Raw genomic sequence first — 21,581 nt, 5'->3', positions numbered from 1 at the left:
TGAAAGCCCCGCACATCATGGATGACCTGATTAACCGCCTGCTCGAATACCTCTGGCTCCAGCGCCGCCTGAGCCAAAACACGCTGGAAGGCTATCGCCGCGATCTGGAAAAAATCGCCGTCCGCTTGCAAGCTCAGGGGCAAAACTGGCTCACGGCACAAAGCACCGATTTAGCCGCCGCCGTATATCATCAAGAAGAAAAACCGCGCTCACAGGCGCGCGCTCTGTCGGCCTGCAAAAATTTATATCTCTGGCTGGCTGAGACCGAACAACGCACCGACAACCCGACCCGCAATCTAACCGCCCCCAAACAAGCCCGTACGTTGCCCAAGCTTATCAGCGAACGCCAGATCGACGCGCTGCTCGACGCGCCCGACATCGACACGCCGCACGGCCTGCGCGACAAAGCCTTATTAGAGCTGATTTATGCCACCGGATTGCGCGTGAGCGAAGCCGTCAAGCTGCAAATCAGCGAAATCGACCTCAACAAAGGCATCTTGAGCACCATCGGCAAAGGCGACAAACAGCGCATCGTGCCGCTGGGCGAAGAAGCCGCCTACTGGATCACGCGTTACTTAACCGAAGCCCGGCAGCTACTGCTTAAAGACAAAGCCTGCAACGAACTATTCGTCAGCCAGAAACGCACCGGCATTTCGCGCCAACTGGCTTGGATGATTGTTGAAAAATATGCTGAAGCCGCCGGCATACAGCACCTCAGCCCGCACGGCTTGCGCCATGCCTTTGCCACCCATCTGGTCAACCACGGCGCCGATTTGCGCGTAGTCCAGCTCTTGCTCGGTCATGCCAGCATAGGCACCACCCAAATCTACACCCATGTTGCCAACGAACGGCTGAAAAACATCGTGCAAGAACACCACCCGCGCGGATAGCCTACCGCCCGCTTACCCAATGCCTATCTGAAACGCCATGCTTACATCGCCGCCTATTGCCCCCAAAACCCTCAACGCTCTGCATAAGCTCGGCATCTTCAGCCGAGCCGACCTGCAAGCGCACGGTGCTGTAACCGTTTTCCTCAAGCTCAAAGCCGCAGGGCTAACCCTAACCCGCAGCACCTTGTGGCAACTGACCGCACTGGCTGAAAACCGTCGCCCGCAAGACATAAGCCTGTCTGAAAAAGAAGCGCTACTTCAAGCTCTGCACCGCCATCCGCCGGTCAGCCTGTTTCCGCCAGAAGAAGAAATGGAACGTTACATGCGGCTGGCGCTGGATCAAGCCGCCAAATCCGCCGTATCGGGCGAAGTGCCGGTCGGCGCCGTGATTGTTCGAAACGGGCAGGTTCTGGCAGCGGAGCACAACACCTGTATCGGCGATTGCAGCATCAGCAGCCATGCCGAAATCCGCGCCTTATCATCCGCCGGCCGCACCCTGCAAAACTACCGCCTCGAAGGCTGCGACCTTTATGTCACGCTCGAGCCTTGCGCCATGTGCGCCAGCGCCATCATCCAAGCGCGCATCGGCCGCCTCATCTACGGCGCGACAGAGCCTAAAACCGGCGCAGCCGGCAGCGTTCTCAACCTGTTTGGCGATATCCGACTAAACCAACACACCGCCGTCAAAAGCGGCATTCTGGCCGAAGAATGCCGTGCCGTCTTACAACGCTTTTTCCAAAGCAAACGGCAGCAAAAATAGCCCGCTGTAGCCCTATGTAGCCCGTTGCCTGCCGATTGCGTTATAATTTCGACATCCCACTCAATACGCACGTCCTATGACCAGCCAATTCAAACACATCGGCATCGTGGCCCGTCCGCAAACCCCGCAAATCGAACATTGCCTTAATCACCTGATCGAGCTCCTGCACGCAGAAAAGCTCAATATTTATCTGGATAAAGACAGCGTAGACGAAAATCTGGTTTCGCCCGCCAATCGCCACAAATGTGAAACGATAGAAAAAGGCTCAATCGGCAAGAAATGCGATTTGGTCATCGTGCTCGGCGGCGACGGCACCTTCCTTTCCGCTGCCCGCAAAGTTGCCGCCTACCGCGTGCCGCTAATCGGCGTCAACCAAGGCCATTTAGGGTTTTTGACGCAAGTTTCGCGCGAAAGCATGGATGTAGAAATCAAAAACATGCTAACCGGCAAATACAATGCCGAAGAGCGCATCTTGTTGGAAGCCTCCGTTATCCGAAACGGCGAAACCATCAACCGTTCGCTGGCGTTAAACGACGTTGTCCTTTCGCGCGGCGCATCGGGACAGATGATTGAATTTGAAGTGTTCATCAACAAAGAATTCGTTTACACCCAGCGCAGCGACGGCCTGATTGTCTCCACCCCTACCGGTTCAACCGCCTATGCCCTTGCCGCCGGAGGCCCCATCCTGCAGGCCAGCCTGCGCGCTTTCACGCTGGTGCCTATCTGCCCCCAATCCATGACCAACCGCCCCATCGCCGTGGCCGACACCTGCGAAATCAACATTTTGATTACCAAAACCGGCGATGCACGCATACACCTCGACGGCCAATCTTACGTCGACATCAAAAGCATGGATACAATCCGCATCCGCCGCTATCAGCACAGCTTGCGCGTACTGCACCCCAGCGATTACCAATATTACCGAACTCTGCGCCAGAAACTGCATTGGGGCGAGCAGCTTATTTGAGTTCATCCCGAGCAATCGCCCGACCTGATTAAATGCCTGTCTGAACGTTTTCAGACAGGCATTTAATCAGCAAAGCGGTTCAAACCGCCCAAAAACTTATTTATAATCAGCAAAAACTCAGCAAATCGCTTCCCACACAAGGATACCCCGATGCTTCTGGCGCTTTCTCTCAGCAACTTCGTTACCGTCGAACAGCTCAACCTCGATTTTCAGACAGGCTTTACCGTGCTGACCGGCGAAACCGGCGCCGGAAAATCCATTACCCTCGATGCCATCGGCCTCCTGCTCGGCGACAAAGCCGATTACGGCCAAGTCCGCACCGGCACCGCCGAAGCTCGCCTCTCAGCCTTGTTCGACCTATCCGATTTGCCCGATCTGCAAGCCGAATTGCGCGAACAAGGGCTTTTATCCGAAGAAGCCGCAGAATTATCCATCCGCCGCATCATCGATGCCAAAGGCAAAAGCCGCAGCTTCGTCAATGACCAAGCGGTCACGCTCGCCCAGCTCAAACACATCGGCAGCCGCCTCATCGACATCCACGGTCAAAACACCCACCATTCTCTGAATCAAGAAAGCGCCCAGCGCAAACTGCTCGACGCCTTCGCCGGTTGCACCGCATTGGCCGCCTCGGTAAAAGCAGCGTACCAAACCCGCCAAGCCGCCCTGCAAGCGCTGGAAGATGCCAAGCAGCAAGCCGAAAGCATCGCCGTTGAACGCGAACGTCTGGAATGGCAGGCCAACGAATTAGCCAAACTCAATTTGCAAAACGGCGAATGGGAAAGCCTCAGCCAAAATCACGACAGCCTCGCCCACGCAACCGAGCTCATCCAATCCGCACAAGAAACCGAGCATACCATCGAAGGCGACGGCGGCATCCAAAGCCGTTTATACCAATGCCGCAAAACGCTGGAGCAACTCAGCGGCATCGAACCTCTGTTTGCCGAAAGCCTTGATATGCTGGCCAGCATTGAAGCTGAATTAAGCGAAATTTCCGCCAACATGCGCAATGTTGCCGCCAAAGTAGAAGTCAACCCGCAAGAATTGGCCGCGCAGGAAGCGCGCATGAGCGAATTGATGGGCATGGCGCGAAAATACCGCGTCGAACCCGAAGCCCTGCCCGAAAAACAAGCCGAACTCGAAACCGCACTGCAAGCGCTGGATGCCGCTGCCGATCTTGAAGCCTTGGCACAAGCCGTATCGGAAAACGAAGCCGCTTATCAGCAAGCGGCACAGCAACTCTCCGCCGAACGCCGCCGCGCCGCCGCCAAGCTCAGCAGCGAAACCACCGGCCATATGCAGCATCTGGCCATGAAAGGGGCCAATTTCCACATCGAGCTCCTGCCCTCCACACCTTCCGCTTCCGGTTTGGAACAGGTGCAATATCAAGTTTCCACCAACCAAGGCAGCCCCCTGCGACCGCTTAACAAAGTGGCTTCCGGCGGCGAGCTTGCCCGTATCAGCCTCGCCTTGCAAGTGGTTACCAGCCGCTACACTCAAGTGCCTACGCTGATTTTCGACGAAGTCGATACCGGCATCGGCGGCGGCGTGGCCGAGACCGTAGGCCGAGCCTTGCGGGCGCTCGGCGGCAAACATCAGGTTTTAGCAGTAACCCACCTGCCGCAAGTCACGGCATGCGGCGAAAACCACTGGAAGGTGGAAAAACGCAGCACCGCCGATCATACAACCAGCGAAATCAACCTATTGACCGGCCAAGACCGCATCGAAGAAATCGCCCGTATGCTCGGCGGCGAAACCATCACCGACACCACCCGCAGCCACGCCGCCGAATTGCTCGATATGGCGAAAGAAACGCAGGGCAAACCAATGCCTGTCTGAAAAAAAGCCGCAAAATCTTGCGGCTTTTTGTTTACCCAAACGTTTAACGAAGCGGGCGGCATTCTTTGTAAAGCAATTCGTCGCGCGGCGAAGTCAGCATGATGCCGCTTTGCGAACGGTAGTTTTTCGAATCCACATAACCGGCCGTCAGCGTGTAACCCGAACCGGAGAAAACGGTATCTACGCGGTCAGACCGATCCAGGTTGTAAGGCAGTTTGTAATTGCGGCCCTGAACTTTGGCTTGGGCGTATACGGGAATGCCTGCTGCGTTAAAACCGTAAGATACGTTCAACCGGCGGTTGTCTTGGCAAACATAAGCCACGCTGCCTCTTTTAACCACTTCAGAAGCATCTATCCGGCCTGAAGATGCAGTCGAAGTTTTCCGTTTCGGGCTACAGTCTTTAAACAGAATCTCGCTTTTCGGCGACATAATGCTGATGCCGTTGGCAGAGCCTACATTATCGGCATTCAAGTCGCCCGCAGTCAGCGCATAGCCTCTGGCGTCTTTAAACGCAGTGCTCACGTTATCAGAATGACGCGAATCGAATTTCATAAACCGGCTTGCCCCGCCCACTCGTGCGGCGGCGCTGAGCGGATTGCCGTCAGCATCAAACTGATAGCGCACGTTCACTTTCTGACCTTGCTGACAAGTATAAGAAACCGTTTGGCTTGCTGCAAAAGCAGGCGCACAAATGCCTAATGCCAAAACCGCAACGGCAGGTTGCCATAATTTCATCATACAAACTCCTAAAAAATTGATCGTTAAATCTCCAGCCGGCCATGTTGGCCGACGAAGCATGGAAAACATAATAACCTTTCGCCTCATTTTGCAAGCTATTTCTCATCATACCTGCCTGAAAACATTCATACAGGCATGTTTATCGGGAAAAATACAACACTAATCCCTTTTTCATAACCACATCAGCCATGCAAATTTTCAAATGCCGCACGATGTCATCACTAGCAAATCATGCACGCTAAAACACATAATGCCTGTCTGAATTAGTTTTCAGACAGGCATTATGTGTTGCTTACTACTTCGCTCTGCAAACGCTGCTTTGTTTCAGCCCGATATTACAGGCCGTGTACGGCAAAGCGGCCTTCCAAAGGCGCAAAGGCTTTTTCGTCGGCCGGCGCGCCAATGCCGCCGAACACCATTTGCGCACGCAATGTCCAGTTGGCGGGAATATTCCACTCCTTAGCGACGCCGGCGTCAATCAACGGATTGTAATGCTGAAGGTTGGCACCGATACCGGCTGCGGCCAAGGTTGTCCACACTGCATACTGGTGCATCGCATCCGTATGCTCGGCCCAAATCGGGAAATTTTGCGCATAAGAAGGGAACTGTTCCTGCAAACCTTTAACCACATCCTGATCTTCAAAAAACAGCACCGAGCCGGCCGCCGCTTTAAACAACGCCAGCTTTTGAGCGGTCGGTTCGAATTTATCGGCAGGCACGACGGCACGCAAAGCATCTTCGGCAATCTGCCACAATTTATCGTGCTCACGGCCAAACAGCACCACCACGCGGGTTGATTGCGAATTGAATGAAGAAGGCGTATGCAAAACGGCATGTTTCACAATTTCCGCCACTTCTGCCTCAGGCAACGGCAGATTTTTGTTTAAAACATAAATCGAACGGCGCGTCTGCGCAACTTGCTGCAAATCTTGATATGACATGATTTAACCCTCTAGTTTTAAAAAAGAATATCATCGGGTTGACCCAATAACTAATGTGTACAGTATACAAACGAAGTTTGCATCAAGCCAAGCCGTCTTGCGAAAAGAAAGAATTTCTTAACAGGAAAGTATTTCCGCCGATATTTGAAATAGATTTCCTGTATATAGACCTGTCAGCCCGCATAAAGCACTGCCTGAAGCGTAATAACAGCAGCGGTTCAAAACCAAATGCTGCTCAACTTAAACCGCCGATATCGGCTCCTGCCCAAGCATGAGCAAACGGTTTGACCGTCATCCTAGTGTTTGGCCACAGCCTGTCTGAAAGTAACTTTTCGGCGCCGCCGCGGTTTTTTGTTACAATCCGGCTTTCTCTCTAATTCAGGTTTGTTTCATGAAAATCGCCACTTGGAATGTCAACTCCCTCAAAGTTCGCCTGCCGCAAGTGCAAGACTGGTTGCAGCAGCACCAGCCCGACGTCTTGGTTTTGCAAGAATTAAAGCTGGATCAAGACCAGTTTCCCGCCGCTGTGTTTCAAATGCAGGGCTACCATGCCCAGTGGAGCGGGCAGAAAACTTATAACGGCGTTGCCCTTATCAGCAAAAACGAAGCGGCTGACGTTTGCACCGCCCTGCCCGAACTGCCGGACGACCCGCAACGGCGAGTGCTTGCCGCTACGGTAAACGGCGTGCGCGTGATTAATGTTTATTGCGTTAACGGCGAGGCGCTCGACAGCCCTAAATTTGAATACAAACGCCAATGGTTTGCCGCCCTGACTGCTTTCGTACAAGACGAACTGACTCGCCATGAGAAGCTGGTATTATTGGGCGACTTCAATATCGCGCCGGCCAATTTAGACTGCTACGACCCGAAACAATGGCATGAAAAAATCCATTGCTCTTCCATCGAACGCGCATGGTTCCAAGCCTTGCTGGATTGCGGCCTAACCGACGGCCTGCGCCACATCCACCCCGATTCGGTCATGTATACATGGTGGGATTATCGCGGCGCCATGTTCCGCCGCAAACAAGGCCTGCGCATCGACCATATCCTCGTTAACCCCGCACTGCGTGACAGCTTAACCGACGTCAGCGTCGACACCGTTACCCGCGGTCTCGAACGCCCCAGCGATCACGCACCGGTTATCGCTCAATTTGCATAAAGCCTGTCTGAAAAAACAATGCCTGTCTGAAAAACGGTTTTCAGACAGGCATTTTGTTTATTTCTTCTCCCACCAAGTTTGCAGCGCCCATAAGGTTGCGCTGTAATATTTCGGCGGCCGCTGCGGCGTAGCCAGCGTATCACGGTAAATCACCCGTTTCTTATCCACATACCAATTGGGCACCACCAGATATTGCCAGCGTAGCACACGGTCGAACGCGCGGGCGCTGGCCACCAAATCGGCACGGTCTCTAAAGCTGCTGAAGCGTTTCAGCAACTCTTCCACCCCCGCATCACAAATACCGGAATAATTATGCTCGCCCGGCGTTTTGGCGGCTTGGCAGCTGTGATAAGAAAACTGCTCGTTACCTGGGCTAGCCCCGTTAGTATAAGCACCCGTGATAATATCGTAGTCATAATTGTTGACTCTGCGCTGATACAAAGCCGCATCAACCACGCGAATAGACAGCGTAATACCGATTTTCGCCAAATCACGCTGCCACTTTACCACTGTTTTTTCAAGGGTTTTTGCATGAGTCAGATATTCCAGCCGCACCGGCTTACCATCCGCACCAACCAGCGCACCCTGTTGATAGCGGTAACCCGCTGCCAATAATAAAGCACGCGCCTGTAGCAAATTGGGGCGAATGCCTGTCTGAATATTGATTTTCGGCGGCTGAGGCACATCGTATTTGAACACAGCTTCAGGCAATTTAGCGCGCAACGGTGCCAGAATGGCCAGCTCCTGCCCCTGCGGTTTGCCGGTGGCCGCCATTTCGCTGTTGGTAAAAAAGCTGTTGCTCCGTTTGTATGAGCCGTAAAACAGACGCTGGTTGAGGCTCTCGAAATCAAAACTCAATACCATCGCCCGGCGCACGCGCACATCTTTAAAAAAGGGGCGCCGCTGGTTCATGATAAACGCCTGCATACCCATCACATTGTTGTGCTGCCACTCATGCTTTTGCAGATGCCGCTTTTCAAGCACCGCTTCGGGATAAGCGCGCGCCCAATCGCGGGACGTGTTTTCTTCAACAAAATCATAAAGACCGGCTTTAATGCCTTCAACGCGCACCGCATTGTCGCGGTAATAAAGAAAACGCACGGTATCAAAGTTGAACATACCCTTGCGCGTCGGCAGGTTTTGCGCCCAATAAGCGGCATCGCGTTTAAATTCAATACTGCGGCCAACCTCGCTTTTGCCGAGCTTATAAGGGCCCGACCCGATGGGCGGCGTATTGGGCGCGGCGGCCAGCCCTTTTGGATAGCTTTTATGCGAAAACACAGGCAATTGGCCGATCGACAAAGGCAGCTCCGCATTACGCTGTTTCAAGCGGAAGCGCACTGTGCGCTCATCCAATTCGTCAACACCCGCCACATCAGCCCAATAAAGGCGAAACATCGGCGGCGCGGCCTCATCTCGCGTCAGCGTTTCAAAAGACGTTTTCACATCTTTAGCCAACACCGGATCGCCGTTATGAAAACGCGCGTTCGGGTTCAGTTTGAAAATAACGGAGCGCTCGTCGGGCGACACGGTTATCGATTCGGCCAACAATCCGTATACCGCAAACGGCTCGTCCTCCCCCTGTACCATCAGCTTATCAACGGTTAGCATATCAATGCCATCTGCCGCATCGCCTTTCAGGGTATACGGATTCAAACTGTCAAACCCGCCGTATGCCGGCAGCACCAGCGTTCCACCTTTAGGCGCCGAAGGATTCACATAGCCGAAATGGGTAAAGCCCGGTTGGTAAAGCGCCGCCTGCCCCAAACTCAGGCTAGGTGCGGCATAGAGCGAAGCGGGCAATAGGCATAGAGCCGTAACAAACAGTTTTTTCATGTATGGCGTATCCGTTTCAAGCAGTTTACCAAGCATTGTAACCCAGCCGCCGCCCCTTGAAACACCTGTATCGCCAGCCCGGAAGTTTTGCAGGCTATTTCGAAACTCCGTTATAATGCCGCTTGATTGCAGACAGCTTGTTTCGATAACGATGGGTGCTACACTATTCAATGCCTGTCTGAAAATAAAGTTTGCGTCTGCCCGACGGTTCAAAATCAATACTCAAGGAAAAAACATGGGTTTCTTACAAGGTAAAAAAATTCTTATCACCGGCATGATTTCCGAGCGCTCCATTGCTTACGGCATTGCCAAAGCCTGTCGCGAGCAAGGCTCCGAACTGGCGTTTACTTACGTGGTCGACAAATTGGAAGAGCGCGTACGCAAAATGGCTGCCGAATTGGGTTCCAAGCTGGTTTTCCGTTGCGACGTGCAAAGCGATGCCGAAATTGAACAGTTGTTTGCCGATTTGGGTAAATCATGGGACGGCCTCGACGGCTTGGTACACGCCATCGCCTTCGCCCCGCGCGAAGCCCTGAACGGCGACTTCCTCGACAGCCTCAGCCGCGAAGCCTTCAATGTCGCACACGATGTTTCGGCCTACAGCCTGCCCGCGCTGGTTAAAGCCGCCCGCCCGATGATGAAAGGCCGCCAATCCGCCGTGGTTGCCCTCTCTTATTTAGGCGCCGTACGCGCAATTCCAAATTACAACGTAATGGGTCTGGCCAAAGCCAGCTTGGAAGCCGCCATCCGCTTTACCGCCTCTTCAGTCGGCCGCGACGGCATCCGCTGCAACGGCATTTCCGCCGGCCCCATCAAAACGCTGGCCGCATCCGGTATTGCCGACTTCAGCAAGCTGCTGAACCACGTTGCCGAACAAAATCCGCTCGGCCGCAACGTAACCATCGAAGAAGTCGGCAACACCGCCGCCTTCCTGCTCTCCGACCTCTCTTCCGGCATTACCGGCGAAATCACTTATGTTGACGGCGGCTACAGCATCAACGCTTTGAGCGAAGTGTAATCATTGCCTGTCTGAAAACATCAAATGCCCGTTCATTCGGCAGGTTTCATGCCTGCCGAATGAAAATTGCGGCAAATCAGCCTTTATTAATATGCAATTTGCACGTAAAATCCGCCCAACGGAAATAATTTTTCAAAGTGAATAAAGTTTGGCCGGATAAAATACGAATCCCCTCTTTACGCCTGAAAAACCGACCGACTGGCGGGAAATCAGACCATGTAACCCGCAACAAGGCATAAAATCCAAGCCTTTTATAGAATCCCTTCCTCAGCGGATAGTCCGAAAACCATTTATATTGATTTTTTATCATTTTTTTATCACTTATCAAAGGAAACCAATATGTCTTTAGCACAAGATTTTAAAGCGTTTATTATGCGTGGCAACGTAGTCGACCTCGCCGTCGGTATGGTAGTTGGTACCGCCTTCAGCGGCATCGTCAAATCATTGGTAGACGACGTCATTATGCCTCCCATCGGTTTGCTGATTGGCGGCGTTGATTTCTCCAACCTGTTTTTAACCCTGAAAGACGGCGCCAATCCCCCTGCAGACGGCTATTCCTCACTGGCCGCAGCCAAAGCAGCCGGCGCAGTTACCCTGAATATCGGTACTTTCCTCAACACCATCATCAGCTTCCTGATCATCTCTGCCGCCATTTTTGCCGTTATCAAACTGCTGAGCTCCATGCAAAAACAAGCTCCGGCCGAAGAAGCACCTGCCGAACCTTCCGAAGAAGTTTTGCTGTTGCGTGACATCCGCGATTCATTGAAAAAATAAGCAGCAATAGCACGCATTTAGCTTAAATAAAAATCAAAAAATGCCTGTCTGAAAACGTTTTCAGACAGGCATTTTTTCTTTACCCCAAAGCTGAAATCACTATTGCAAATGATGGCTCGACGCCTCTTCAACAACCGACATCACATCCACATCAAACAACAGATTCACATCGGCCTCGTCAAACACATATTTTTCATTGCAAAAATCGCAATCGATTTCAACACTGCCTTGCTCCGCCACAATCGGGCCAACCTCGTTTACCCCCAGAAGCAACAACATATCGCTTACCTTACCGCGCGAACAAGTACAGGCAAATTCCAGAGTCTCGGGTTCAAATACCCGCGGCGGCGTCTCATGAAACAAACGGTAAAGCAAATGCTGCGCATCCAAATCCAGCAACTCCTGCGGCGTTACCGTATCGGCCAACACAGCCAACCGCGTCCAAGCGTCTTCGTCGTGTCCCTGCTCCGGCAAACGCTGCAACAGCAAACCGCCGGCATTATTTTCATCGGCCGCCAGCGTAATATGTGTTTCCAATTGCTCCGAACGTTTCATATAAGACATCAGCATTTGGGCGATACTACCGCCTTCCAACGGTACAACCCCTTGCCAAGGTTCCCCGTCTTGCGGCTGCCACGTCATCACAAACACACCGTTTTCGCCCAACAAGCTGTTCAAATCTTCCTCGTCGCCGATTTCAGCCTCTTCATCCCAACGTGCCGTCGCACGGCAAGTCTGACCCGATGTAGCCTCTGCCACCAGCATTTTCAATTTCCCCTGACCTTGCACCTGCAAAATCAGCGTACCCGCCGCCTTCAAATCCGCAGAAAGCAAAACACCCGCAGCCACCAGCTCGCCCAACGCCCGACGGATGGCAATCGGATAATGCTTGCGCTCTACAATATGCCGCCATACCCCGCTCAAATGCACATGCAGCCCGCGCACCGGGAAATCGTCAAAAATAAAACGGTTACGGCAATCATCTCGTACCAACACAGCCGGCTTCGAATTCATTACGTACTTTCTATACTAATTAAGAATTAACCGCTATATGGTTACAAAAACGCCGAAATCAAGTGATACCGCTAGCGCTTTAATCGTTTTTCAATCTATCGTATTGGCAATGGGCATCATGAATAGTTTGCCATAAGAAATTTTCAGACAAGCATTGATTTTCCACTATCGGAATACTTAGAGATACGGGTAAAATTAACATATTAAACAATGATAACTAATATTGACAGGTCGGCCGCCATACTAACCTTTTTGATTTCAAGTAAAACGAATATCGCTAATTTAAGGAATTATTATGAATAATATAATGAGCACCAAGAAATGGCACGATTATATTGTCGAAGTTATTACTAGCAAAAAGAATGTTCTTGATGAGGCTTATAAAGATAAACTTCCATATGTAGAAAAAAGAGAAGGCGTTCCTCTTGCAGCAATGGAGAATCTGAACATATATGTTGAAGCAACAGCTTCTTACGCTTATTTGTTTGAAAAAGACCTGAAAAAGTTCAAACAATATGCTTATATCAGCGCTAAACTGAATATTTTAAGCAGCATAAGCTATTCCCACCCCTGCCCGTTTTTCTTTCATTGTGGTATGTGGAACGTGATGAATCCGATGTTTTTAATGTTGATGAGCGATAGCCCGCAAATCAAAAGATTTCTGTTAAGCAACATCAATGAAATATCCAACCCCACCGAAAACTTTATAGGCCCTGATGATTTAAACCGACATATGATTTTTAATACACTATTAATGTTGGAAAATACGCAAGTAGAACGGTTAAAGCAGCGCAGCCTGAAAGTGTTGGAACACCCGACGCCGAGCAAATCTCTACAGAAAAAACTGGATGACTACCGTTTCTTTTTGGCTTTTGCCGAGCAAGATATTGAAGGCATGAAAAAAGCATTAGAACCGTTTTTTATCCCTAAAATCGCCCGAGCTGCCGCCAAAGAAACCTTATCTTATTTTGATTTTTACCTACAACCACAAATCGTTATGTATTCAAAACTGGCTTCGATGCATGGTTTCGACCTAGAGATAGATCATGAAATCGCGCCGAAAGATTTGATTGTTTATGATCCGCTGCCGGAAGAAGAATATCGAGATATATTTGATTTTATGAAAAAATATGATCTCTCTTATCCTTATGAATATCTGCAATACTGGATAGATTATTACACCCGCAAAACCAATCATTTCCCGCCCAAAAACCGGCCCAAATGGCTGGAAACATGTTTAAAAGTATTTAAATAGTTATCGCCTTATCATCGCCTCATAACATATTATAAAAATTAAGCAGCTACAAAAAGCCTGTCTGAAAATCTTCAGACAGGCTTTTCCACTAAGACAGTCTTACCGGTTGATGATAAACTACGCTTCTTCATCGGCTTGTGCAGCCACATTCATCAAAAAAAGGATAAAACAATGTGCCAGCTTCTGGGCATGAATTGCAACACACCGACCGACATCGTTTTCTCATTTGAAGGCTTCCGCCGACGCGGCGGCCTTACCGACCACCATGCCGACGGTTTCGGCATCGGCTTTTTCGAACAAAAAGGCATCCGCACCTTCCACGACGACAAGCCCAGCGCCGAGTCTCCAGTGGCCGACTTGGTAAAAGCCTACCAGATTAAATCTGAAAACGTCATCGCCCATATCCGCAAAGCCACCCAAGGCCGCACATCTCTGGCCAACACCCACCCTTTCGTACGCGAAGCATGGGGCGAATACTGGCTGTTTGCCCACAACGGCAACCTAACCGGTTTTCACCCAAACAAAGGCCGTTACTACCGCCCTGTCGGCAATACCGATTCAGAAGCCGCGTTCTGCCACATATTGGAAGAAATGCGCAACCGTTTTGATGAAAAACCGGAGTTGCCCGTTTTATTCGATACAATTAAGGAATTGACTGAGCATATCCGCCAATACGGCCTGTTTAATTTTATCCTATCCAACGGCGACGTTATGTTTGCCCATGCCAGCACCTTACTCTATTACATTATCCGTAAAGCCCCGTTCGGCGAAGCCCGCTTGTTAGACGACGATGTTGCCGTTGATTTTTCCGCCGTTACCACGCCGAATGACAAAGTAGCCGTTATCGCCACGCTGCCGCTAACACAAAACGAAACTTGGCAGCAATTCGCCTGTAACGAATTAATCGCTTTCCGGCAAGGAGACATTGCGCAACGCGATTGCCCGGCCCAACCCCATTACCTTTCTCAAGAAGAGGGGCTTGCCATCGCCCGAGCCGCCGGAGTTGTCGCATAAACGCATATTGGCCCTGCTTCTTTACCAATCATCACATCTGCAAGTCTAAACATAGTAAAAACAAGACCCATACGCGTTGTGCCTGTCTGAAAATCCTTTTTTCCAACATAATAAGCAATGCTGGGAAATTGTTCGGGCGGCACGGTTTTTGCTATACTTTCTCACGGTTAAAATTATTTCCCAATTTAACGGACAAAACATGAAAAAAATCGCATTATTGGCACTAGCAGCCGCTTTTTCCCTAAGCGCTTGCGACCAACAGTCTGAAACCTCCGTTTCCCCCGAAACCACCTCATCAGCCGCTTCCGCCATCAACGAAGCCGCTTCCACTCCCGAAAGTGCCGTGCAAACCCTGACCAGCAAAGACGGGAAAATCAGCATCCGCGTTGAAAACGCCAGCTTTACCGACGTTTCTTCAGATAAAAATCAGCTTCCGCCCGGAGCCGATACTGCCGACATCGTGTTGCTACAACGTGATGAAGCACAAGATATTACCCTCTACGTTACCAGCCTTGGAAAACCTAAAAAACCGGCCACAGAATATTTTGCCAAGCTGAAAAAAGCCATTGAATCGGATAGCAGCCTTAAAGACATTAAAATTGGCGTAGCCACCGAAAACCGTATGGACTATCACTTCAGCCAAGCCAGCGGAGAAGAAATCCTAAACGAAACCTGCGTATCCGTTTACTCTCCGGAAGGTCTTTACAATGTCTGTGCCAACAGCCCGAGCGCCTCGCTTGACCAACTGGAACGCGTTCTGAACGACATCAAGCTGAACCCCCAATCATAAAAACAGCTTAAATGCCTGTCTGAAAATATTTCCCCGAAACCAAAGGCGTATTTTAAAATACGCCTTTATCGTTTTTCTTTACCATTTGGAAACATGTTCACCGAAACTGACATCCGTTTGATGCAAACCGCCTTAAACCTTGCCCGCCAAGGCCGCTTTTCCACCAGCCCGAACCCCCGTGTCGGCTGCGTGATTGCACAAGGCGAGCAAATTGTCGGACAAGGTTTCCATATCCGAGCAGGCGGCCCTCATGCAGAAGTACATGCCCTAAACCAAGCCGGCGCGCTGGCGCAAAACGCAACCGCCTACGTTACCTTAGAACCATGCAGCCACCACGGCCGTACGCCGCCTTGCGCAGAAGCCCTAATCCGAGCCAAAGTCAAACGCGTCGTTGCGGCCATGACCGATCCCAACCCCCTCGTTGCAGGCCAAGGTTTGGCTTTGCTTAAAAATGCCGGCATTACCGTAGAAAGCGGCCTGTTAACGCAAGAAGCACGTGAAATCAACCGAGGCTTTCTTTCCCGTATCGAACGGGGCAGACCATTTATCCGCCTGAAATGCGCCGCTAGCCTAGACGGCAAAACCGCGTTAAGTAACGGGCAAAGCCAATGGATTACCGGCGAAGACGCCCGCGCAGACGTACAAATCCTGCGGGCGGAAAGCTGCGCAATCCTGACTGGCATCGGCACCGTTTTAGCAGACAACCCACGTCTTAACGTCCGCGCATTTCCCACGCTGCGCCAACCCACCCGTATCGTTTTAGACAGTAAGCTGCAAACGCCCATCAGCCATCATCTGATTCAAGATGGCGGCAGCTCCACCCTCATCGCCACACTCGTTAAAGACACCGCTCTGCACGCTCCCTACCTCGCTTACCCTCATGTGTCGGTTGTATGCCTGTCTGAAAAAAACGGGCGCATTGATTTGCCAGAATTAATGCACATTCTCGCCGGAAAAGGTATTGGAGAAGTGCTGGTCGAGGCCGGCGCACAATTGAACGCCGCTTTATTGGAAAATAATCTGGTTGACGAAATCATACTCTACCAGTCAGCCAAAATTTTAGGGCAAAGCAACCGCGGTTTATTTGCCTTGCCGGAAAACCCTGCCGCCCTAAATAATCCGCCCGCCTTCCACCCTGTAGCCGCAAATCTGCTAAAAAATGACATTAAAATTATATTGTTAAGTAAAAATTTGATTTAAAAACAAATTATTAACACGCTTATCAAAATTCATGGTATTTCACACCCTAACGGAACAAAATATCATTCAAACACTCTATAATAGAGAAATAATAAAATCATCTGCCTCATTAAGAAGGCCGTCAAATATCTCACTTTAAAAATATCATCATCTATTTTTCTAAAACCTTAGGTCTGAAATTATGCAAAAAAACACCGTATTTGTCACCGGTGGCGCCGGCTTTATCGGTTCTGCCGTTGTGCGTCATTTAATCAACAACACCGACGTAACGGTGGTTAACATCGACAAACTCACTTACGCAGGCAACCTACATTCTCTGGAAAACGTTTCCGGCAATTCCCGCTATATCTTTTCACAAACCGACATTTGCGACCGCGAAGCGATGGACAAGCTTTTTGCCCAATACCAACCTCGCGGCATCATGCACTTGGCAGCCGAAAGCCATGTAGACCGCTCAATTGACGGCCCTGCCGACTTCATCGAAACCAACATCGTCGGCACCTACACCTTACTTGAAGCCGCCCGCCAATATTGGAATACCCTGTCTGAAGAAGACAAAGCTGCCTTCCGTTTCCACCATATCTCCACCGACGAAGTATACGGCGACCTGCACGGCACCAACGACTTATTTACCGAAACCACGCCTTACGCACCCAGCAGCCCCTATTCTGCCAGTAAAGCCTCCAGCGACCATTTGGTGCGCGCATGGAACCGAACCTACGGCTTACCTGTCGTACTGACCAACTGCTCAAACAACTACGGCCCTTTCCACTTTCCGGAAAAACTGATCCCGCTGATGATTCTCAATTGCTTGGCCGGCAAACCCTTGCCGGTTTACGGCGAAGGCAATCAGATCCGCGATTGGTTGTTTGTTGAAGACCACGCCCGCGCATTGTGGACAGTCTTTACCCAAGCCGAAGTTGCGGAAACCTATAACATCGGCGGCCATAACGAACGCAAAAACATCGATGTCGTCAAAACCATTTGCGGCATTCTGGATGAATTGCGCCCTGCCGCACAAAACCCGAACACACCCAACATCACATCCTATCAAGAATTGATTACCCACGTTACCGACCGCCCGGGTCACGATCATCGCTACGCCATTGATGCCGCAAAAATCGGCCGCGATTTAGGCTGGAAGCCGCAAGAAACCTTTGAAACAGGCATCCGCAAAACCGTCGAGTGGTATTTGAACAACCAAGCATGGTGGCAAGCCGTATTAGACGGTAACTATCAAGGCGAACGTCTGGGCTTACAAAACTAAAACCCCCAACTGGAGAAACTATGAAAGGCATCGTTTTAGCCGGCGGCTCCGGAACCCGTCTGTACCCGATCACTCGCGGTGTTTCCAAGCAACTTCTACCCATTTACGACAAACCGATGGTGTATTACCCGATTTCCGTACTCATGCTATCGGGTATTCGCGACATCCTGATCATTTCAACGCCGGATGACATGCCGGGCTATCAGCGCCTGCTTGGCGACGGTTCCGATTTCGGTATTAACATCAGTTATGCCATCCAGCCCAGCCCGGACGGCTTGGCTCAAGCCTTTTTAATCGGTGAAGACTTTATCGGCAACGATAGTGCCTGTCTGATTTTGGGCGACAACATCTACTTCGGCGAAAGTTTCGGCCGCAAGCTGGAGCAGGCCGCCGCCCGCCCCAAAGGCGCAACTGTATTCGGTTATCAGGTTGCCGACCCCGAACGTTTCGGCGTAGTCGAATTCGACAAAGACAATAAGGTTCTGTCTATCGAAGAAAAACCGGAAAAACCGAAATCCAATTATGCCGTTACCGGCCTCTATTTCTACGACAACAGCGTCGTGGAAAAAGCCAAACGCGTCAAACCCTCTGCCCGAGGCGAACTGGAAATCACCAGTATCAATCAAATGTATTTGGAAGAAGGCTCTCTGAACGTTGAGTTGTTGGGTCGCGGATTTGCTTGGCTTGATACAGGCACCCACGACAGCCTGATGGAAGCCGGCCACTTCGTGCAAACCATCGAAAGCCGCCAAGGCCTGAAAGTGGCTTGTCTGGAAGAAATCGCTTTCACCAAAGGCTGGTTGAACAAGGCTCAATTGGCAGAAAAAATCAAACCGCTTTCCAAAACCGGTTACGGCCAATACCTTCAACGCTTGTTGGAAAACACAAAATAAAACTTTCAGGCGGGCATCTTGTCTAACGCCCGTCTGAAAAATATGGAACTTAAAATGCAAGTTATTGATACGAAAATCCAAGACGTCAAAATCATCCAGCCTAAAGTATTCGGCGATGACCGTGGCTTTTTTCTGGAAACTTTTGAGAAAAACCGTTACCGGGAAGCACTCGGCATTGATTTAGACTTCGTGCAAGACAACCATTCCCGCTCTCAAAAAGGCGTTTTGCGCGGCCTGCACGTGCAAACCATTAATCCTCAAGGAAAATTGGTTCGTTGCGTACGCGGAGAAGTGTTTGATGTTGCAGTAGACATCCGACCCGACTCGCCCACTTACGGCCAATGGGAAGGCGTTATTTTGAGCGAAGAAAACAAAACCCAGTTTTGGATTCCGCCCGGTTTGGCACATGGTTTTGTTGTTTTGAGCGACATTGCCGACTTCGAATACAAATGCACCGATTATTACAATCCGCAAGCCGAAGCCAGCCTGATGTGGAACGATCCAACCGTAGGCATAGAATGGCCGATAGCAAATCCTTTACTTTCTGCTAAAGACCAGCAAGGCAAATCATTGCAAGAGTTACGCGAACTGTATCGTTAACAGCCGCCTTAATTAAACTCAAACAGTAATGCCTGTCTGAAAATTAACAACGAAAAATTTTATTACCCTGAACTTTGAGATTATAAATATGATGACACCTGATCAAATCAATCTGGCCATTATCGGCCTAGGCTATGTAGGCCTTCCCCTTGCCGTAGAATTCGGTAAAAAACGCCCCGTTGTCGGTTTCGACATCAATCAGGCTCGTATCGAAGCCTTGAAACAAGGCCACGATGCAACCTTGGAAGTGGATGACGAAGAATTGGCCAGCGCCAAACATCTGAGCTACACCGCCAATCTGGAAGAGCTCAAAAAATGCAACGTGTTTATCGTAACCGTTCCCACCCCGATTGACGAACACAACCAACCCGACCTGACTCCTTTAGTCAAAGCCTCTGAAACCATCGGCAAAGTGCTCAAAAAAGGCGATATCGTTGTTTACGAATCCACTGTTTACCCCGGCGCTACCGAAGAAGATTGTGTTCCCGTATTGGAAAAATTCTCCGGCTTAAAATTCAATCAGGATTTCTACGCAGGCTACAGCCCAGAGCGCATCAACCCGGGCGACAAAGAGCACCGTGTTAGCACCATCAAGAAAATAACCTCCGGCTCCACACCCGAAGTTGCCGATATCGTTGATGCCCTCTACAACGAAATCATCGTGGTCGGCACTCATAAAGCCAGCAGCATCAAAGTAGCGGAAGCTGCCAAAGTTATCGAAAATACTCAACGCGACTTGAACATTGCCCTGATTAACGAGTTGGCCGTGATTTTCAATAAAATGGGCATTGACACCGAAGCCGTATTAAAAGCAGCCGGTACCAAATGGAACTTCCTGCCTTTCCGCCCGGGCTTAGTCGGCGGCCATTGCATCGGCGTAGACCCCTACTACCTCACTCATAAAGCCCAAAGCATCGGTTACCACCCGGAAATCATTCTGGCAGGCCGCCGCTTGAACGACAACATGGCCAGCTATGTTGCCTCACAATTGGTAAAAGCCCTGTTGAAAAAACGAGTTCAGGTAGAAGGCGCGAAAATCCTGTTGATGGGTCTGACTTTCAAAGAAAACTGCCCTGATTTACGTAATACCAAAGTGGTCGACATCATCAAAGAGCTTAAAGATTACAATATTTCCGTTGATGTGTATGATCCGTGGATTGATCATGCCGAAGCACAGCATGAATACGGCATTACGCCTATTTCCAGCTTGGAAAACGGCAAATATGACGGTATCGTGCTCGCCGTTGCCCATAACCAGTTTAAAGAAATGGGTATTGCCGACATTCGCAAACTTGGTAAAAAAGATCATGTTGTTTACGATTTGAAATACCTGTTTACCGCAGAAGAAACTGATTTGCGTCTGTAATTCTGAAAATATAACCGTAATATGATTGTTTCTTGAAAACGGAATAAATACCTAATGAATAAATATGAAAAAATTCAACAGGATTTAAAGCAATCACCGAAAAAATGGCTGGTCACAGGTGTGGCCGGCTTTATCGGTTCCAATTTGCTTGAAACCTTGTTAACCCTCAATCAGACAGTAGTAGGCTTAGACAACTTCGCAACCGGCCACCAACACAACCTCGATGAAGTGCAGCGCACCGTTACACCCGAGCAATGGTCACGTTTTACCTTTATCGAAGGCGATATCCGCAATCTGGAAGCCTGCCATCAAGCATGCGAAGCGGTAGACTACGTATTGCACGAAGCTGCACTGGGTTCGGTACCCCGCTCCATCAACGATCCGATTACCACCAACAGTGCGAATATCGACGGTTTTTTAAACATGCTGGTTGCCGCCCGCGATGCAAAAGTTAAGAGCTTTGTTTATGCGGCCAGCAGCTCCACCTACGGAGACCATCCGGGTCTGCCGAAAGTGGAACATACAATCGGCAAGCCTTTGTCTCCCTATGCAGTTACCAAATATGTAAACGAGCTGTATGCAGATGTGTTCGCCCGTACTTACGGATTTACCTGCATCGGCCTGCGTTATTTCAACGTATTTGGCAAACGCCAAGATCCAAACGGCGCATATGCAGCGGTTATCCCGAAATGGACTTCCGCGATGATTAAAGACGAAGACTTGTTCATCAACGGCGACGGCGAAACCAGCCGCGATTTCTGCTTTATTGAAAACACAGTACAAGCCAATATTCTTGCGGCCACAGCTCAAGACGAAGAAGCGCGCAACCAGGTGTACAATGTTGCCGTAGGCGGTCGTACCACCTTAAACCAACTGTTCTCCTATATTAAAAGCAGCTTGGCTGAAAACGGTATCCAGTATAATAAAGATGCGATTTACCGCGATTTCCGTGCCGGAGACGTGCGCCACTCCCAAGCCGATATCGGCAAGGCGAAAACGCTGCTGGGCTATGATCCGCAATTTACCATTGAGCAAGGCATCCATAAAGCCATGCCTTGGTATAAAGGTTTTTTGAAATAACCTGATACATTGGTAACACCATTTTCAGACAGGCCTAAATGCCTGTCTGAAAACTAAAAACCTAACCAATTTTAATCATATAACATATTCGCTTCACTACGGGTTTACCTATTCCAATAATAATACGTGCGGAACAGCACCTGATTCCCGCACAGCCTGAAATCTGTTTCCGAAAGTTAACC

20 protein-coding genes are annotated in these 21,581 nt (G+C 50.2%); 16 read left to right on the top strand and 4 right to left on the bottom strand.

Annotation, left to right across the window (positions count from 1 at the left end):
• Positions 1-17: 17 nt before the first annotated feature.
• From xerD to recN, 4 genes are all read left to right on the top strand, one after another.
• Entirely contained in the window at positions 18-890 is an 873-nt protein-coding gene (xerD, locus tag Q4A84_RS08980; protein ID WP_303088589.1) for a site-specific tyrosine recombinase XerD, read from the top strand.
• A gap of 37 nt (positions 891-927) precedes the next feature.
• On the top strand, positions 928-1,650 hold the full coding sequence (gene tadA, locus Q4A84_RS08975) for a tRNA adenosine(34) deaminase TadA (RefSeq protein ID WP_303088588.1): 723 nt from the start codon (positions 928-930) through the stop codon (positions 1,648-1,650).
• Between the two features lie 76 nt (positions 1,651-1,726).
• A complete protein-coding gene (locus Q4A84_RS08970; RefSeq protein ID WP_303088587.1) occupies positions 1,727-2,617 on the top strand; it encodes an NAD(+) kinase in 891 nt (296 codons plus the stop codon).
• A gap of 150 nt (positions 2,618-2,767) precedes the next feature.
• Positions 2,768-4,453 carry a DNA repair protein RecN gene (gene recN / locus Q4A84_RS08965; protein ID WP_303088586.1) on the top strand — a complete coding sequence of 562 codons (1,686 nt, stop codon included), beginning with the start codon at positions 2,768-2,770 and terminating at the stop codon, positions 4,451-4,453.
• A gap of 43 nt (positions 4,454-4,496) precedes the next feature.
• Here recN and Q4A84_RS08960 read toward each other — a convergent pair whose 3' ends face one another.
• Together Q4A84_RS08960 and Q4A84_RS08955 are read right to left on the bottom strand one after the other, a co-directional pair.
• Complete coding sequence (locus Q4A84_RS08960) at positions 4,497-5,192, bottom strand: hypothetical protein (RefSeq protein WP_303088585.1); 696 nt, start codon at positions 5,190-5,192, stop codon at positions 4,497-4,499.
• Positions 5,193-5,527: 335 nt separating this feature from the next.
• Complete coding sequence (locus Q4A84_RS08955; protein ID WP_303088584.1) at positions 5,528-6,133, bottom strand: nitroreductase family protein; 606 nt, start codon at positions 6,131-6,133, stop codon at positions 5,528-5,530.
• Positions 6,134-6,524: 391 nt separating this feature from the next.
• Here Q4A84_RS08955 and xth point away from each other — a divergent pair, with 391 nt between their 5' ends.
• Positions 6,525-7,292: an exodeoxyribonuclease III gene (gene xth, locus Q4A84_RS08950; RefSeq protein ID WP_303088583.1), complete on the top strand. Its 768-nt coding sequence runs from the start codon at positions 6,525-6,527 to the stop codon at positions 7,290-7,292.
• A gap of 57 nt (positions 7,293-7,349) precedes the next feature.
• Here xth and Q4A84_RS08945 read toward each other — a convergent pair whose 3' ends face one another.
• The gene (locus Q4A84_RS08945) at positions 7,350-9,128 is read right to left on the bottom strand and encodes an extracellular solute-binding protein (protein ID WP_303088582.1); all 1,779 of its coding nucleotides are present in this window, start codon (positions 9,126-9,128) and stop codon (positions 7,350-7,352) included.
• 235 nt (positions 9,129-9,363) lie between these two features.
• On the opposite strand from Q4A84_RS08945, the gene fabI reads away from it, so the two are divergent.
• Complete coding sequence (gene fabI / locus Q4A84_RS08940; protein ID WP_303088581.1) at positions 9,364-10,146, top strand: enoyl-ACP reductase FabI; 783 nt, start codon at positions 9,364-9,366, stop codon at positions 10,144-10,146.
• A gap of 339 nt (positions 10,147-10,485) precedes the next feature.
• The gene (mscL, locus tag Q4A84_RS08935; RefSeq protein WP_303088580.1) at positions 10,486-10,920 is read left to right on the top strand and encodes a large conductance mechanosensitive channel protein MscL; all 435 of its coding nucleotides are present in this window, start codon (positions 10,486-10,488) and stop codon (positions 10,918-10,920) included.
• A 99-nt stretch (positions 10,921-11,019) separates the two neighbouring features.
• Here mscL and hslO read toward each other — a convergent pair whose 3' ends face one another.
• The gene (gene hslO / locus Q4A84_RS08930; RefSeq protein ID WP_303088579.1) at positions 11,020-11,934 is read right to left on the bottom strand and encodes an Hsp33 family molecular chaperone HslO; all 915 of its coding nucleotides are present in this window, start codon (positions 11,932-11,934) and stop codon (positions 11,020-11,022) included.
• A 292-nt stretch (positions 11,935-12,226) separates the two neighbouring features.
• On the opposite strand from hslO, the gene Q4A84_RS08925 reads away from it, so the two are divergent.
• The 9 genes from Q4A84_RS08925 to Q4A84_RS08885 all read left to right on the top strand — a co-directional run bounded on the left by Q4A84_RS08925 (position 12,227) and on the right by Q4A84_RS08885 (position 21,399).
• Positions 12,227-13,189 carry an Imm49 family immunity protein gene (locus Q4A84_RS08925; RefSeq protein ID WP_303088601.1) on the top strand — a complete coding sequence of 321 codons (963 nt, stop codon included), beginning with the start codon at positions 12,227-12,229 and terminating at the stop codon, positions 13,187-13,189.
• A 171-nt stretch (positions 13,190-13,360) separates the two neighbouring features.
• Positions 13,361-14,203: a class II glutamine amidotransferase gene (locus Q4A84_RS08920; protein ID WP_303088578.1), complete on the top strand. Its 843-nt coding sequence runs from the start codon at positions 13,361-13,363 to the stop codon at positions 14,201-14,203.
• Positions 14,204-14,402: 199 nt separating this feature from the next.
• Positions 14,403-14,993, top strand: coding sequence for a hypothetical protein (locus Q4A84_RS08915; RefSeq protein ID WP_303088577.1), 591 nt, complete (start codon positions 14,403-14,405; stop codon positions 14,991-14,993).
• Positions 14,994-15,086: 93 nt separating this feature from the next.
• Positions 15,087-16,193 (top strand): bifunctional diaminohydroxyphosphoribosylaminopyrimidine deaminase/5-amino-6-(5-phosphoribosylamino)uracil reductase RibD, encoded by a 1,107-nt coding sequence (gene ribD / locus Q4A84_RS08910; RefSeq protein WP_303088576.1) that lies wholly within the window; start codon positions 15,087-15,089, stop codon positions 16,191-16,193.
• A gap of 181 nt (positions 16,194-16,374) precedes the next feature.
• Complete coding sequence (rfbB, locus tag Q4A84_RS08905; protein WP_303088575.1) at positions 16,375-17,460, top strand: dTDP-glucose 4,6-dehydratase; 1,086 nt, start codon at positions 16,375-16,377, stop codon at positions 17,458-17,460.
• A gap of 20 nt (positions 17,461-17,480) precedes the next feature.
• Positions 17,481-18,353, top strand: a complete 873-nt coding sequence (gene rfbA / locus Q4A84_RS08900; protein ID WP_303088574.1) for a glucose-1-phosphate thymidylyltransferase RfbA — start codon at positions 17,481-17,483, stop codon at positions 18,351-18,353.
• Positions 18,354-18,407: 54 nt separating this feature from the next.
• The gene (rfbC, locus tag Q4A84_RS08895; protein WP_303088573.1) at positions 18,408-18,953 is read left to right on the top strand and encodes a dTDP-4-dehydrorhamnose 3,5-epimerase; all 546 of its coding nucleotides are present in this window, start codon (positions 18,408-18,410) and stop codon (positions 18,951-18,953) included.
• 88 nt (positions 18,954-19,041) lie between these two features.
• On the top strand, positions 19,042-20,319 hold the full coding sequence (tviB, locus tag Q4A84_RS08890) for a Vi polysaccharide biosynthesis UDP-N-acetylglucosamine C-6 dehydrogenase TviB (protein WP_303088572.1): 1,278 nt from the start codon (positions 19,042-19,044) through the stop codon (positions 20,317-20,319).
• 54 nt (positions 20,320-20,373) lie between these two features.
• Complete coding sequence (locus tag Q4A84_RS08885; RefSeq protein WP_303088571.1) at positions 20,374-21,399, top strand: NAD-dependent epimerase/dehydratase family protein; 1,026 nt, start codon at positions 20,374-20,376, stop codon at positions 21,397-21,399.
• The last annotated feature ends 182 nt before the right edge of the window (positions 21,400-21,581 follow it).

Source organism: Neisseria sp., from assembly GCF_030527965.1.
Lineage (GTDB): Bacteria > Pseudomonadota > Gammaproteobacteria > Burkholderiales > Neisseriaceae > Neisseria.
Note: the sequence above shows the minus strand (reverse complement) of the source record. Positions and strands in the feature narration are given on the sequence as shown.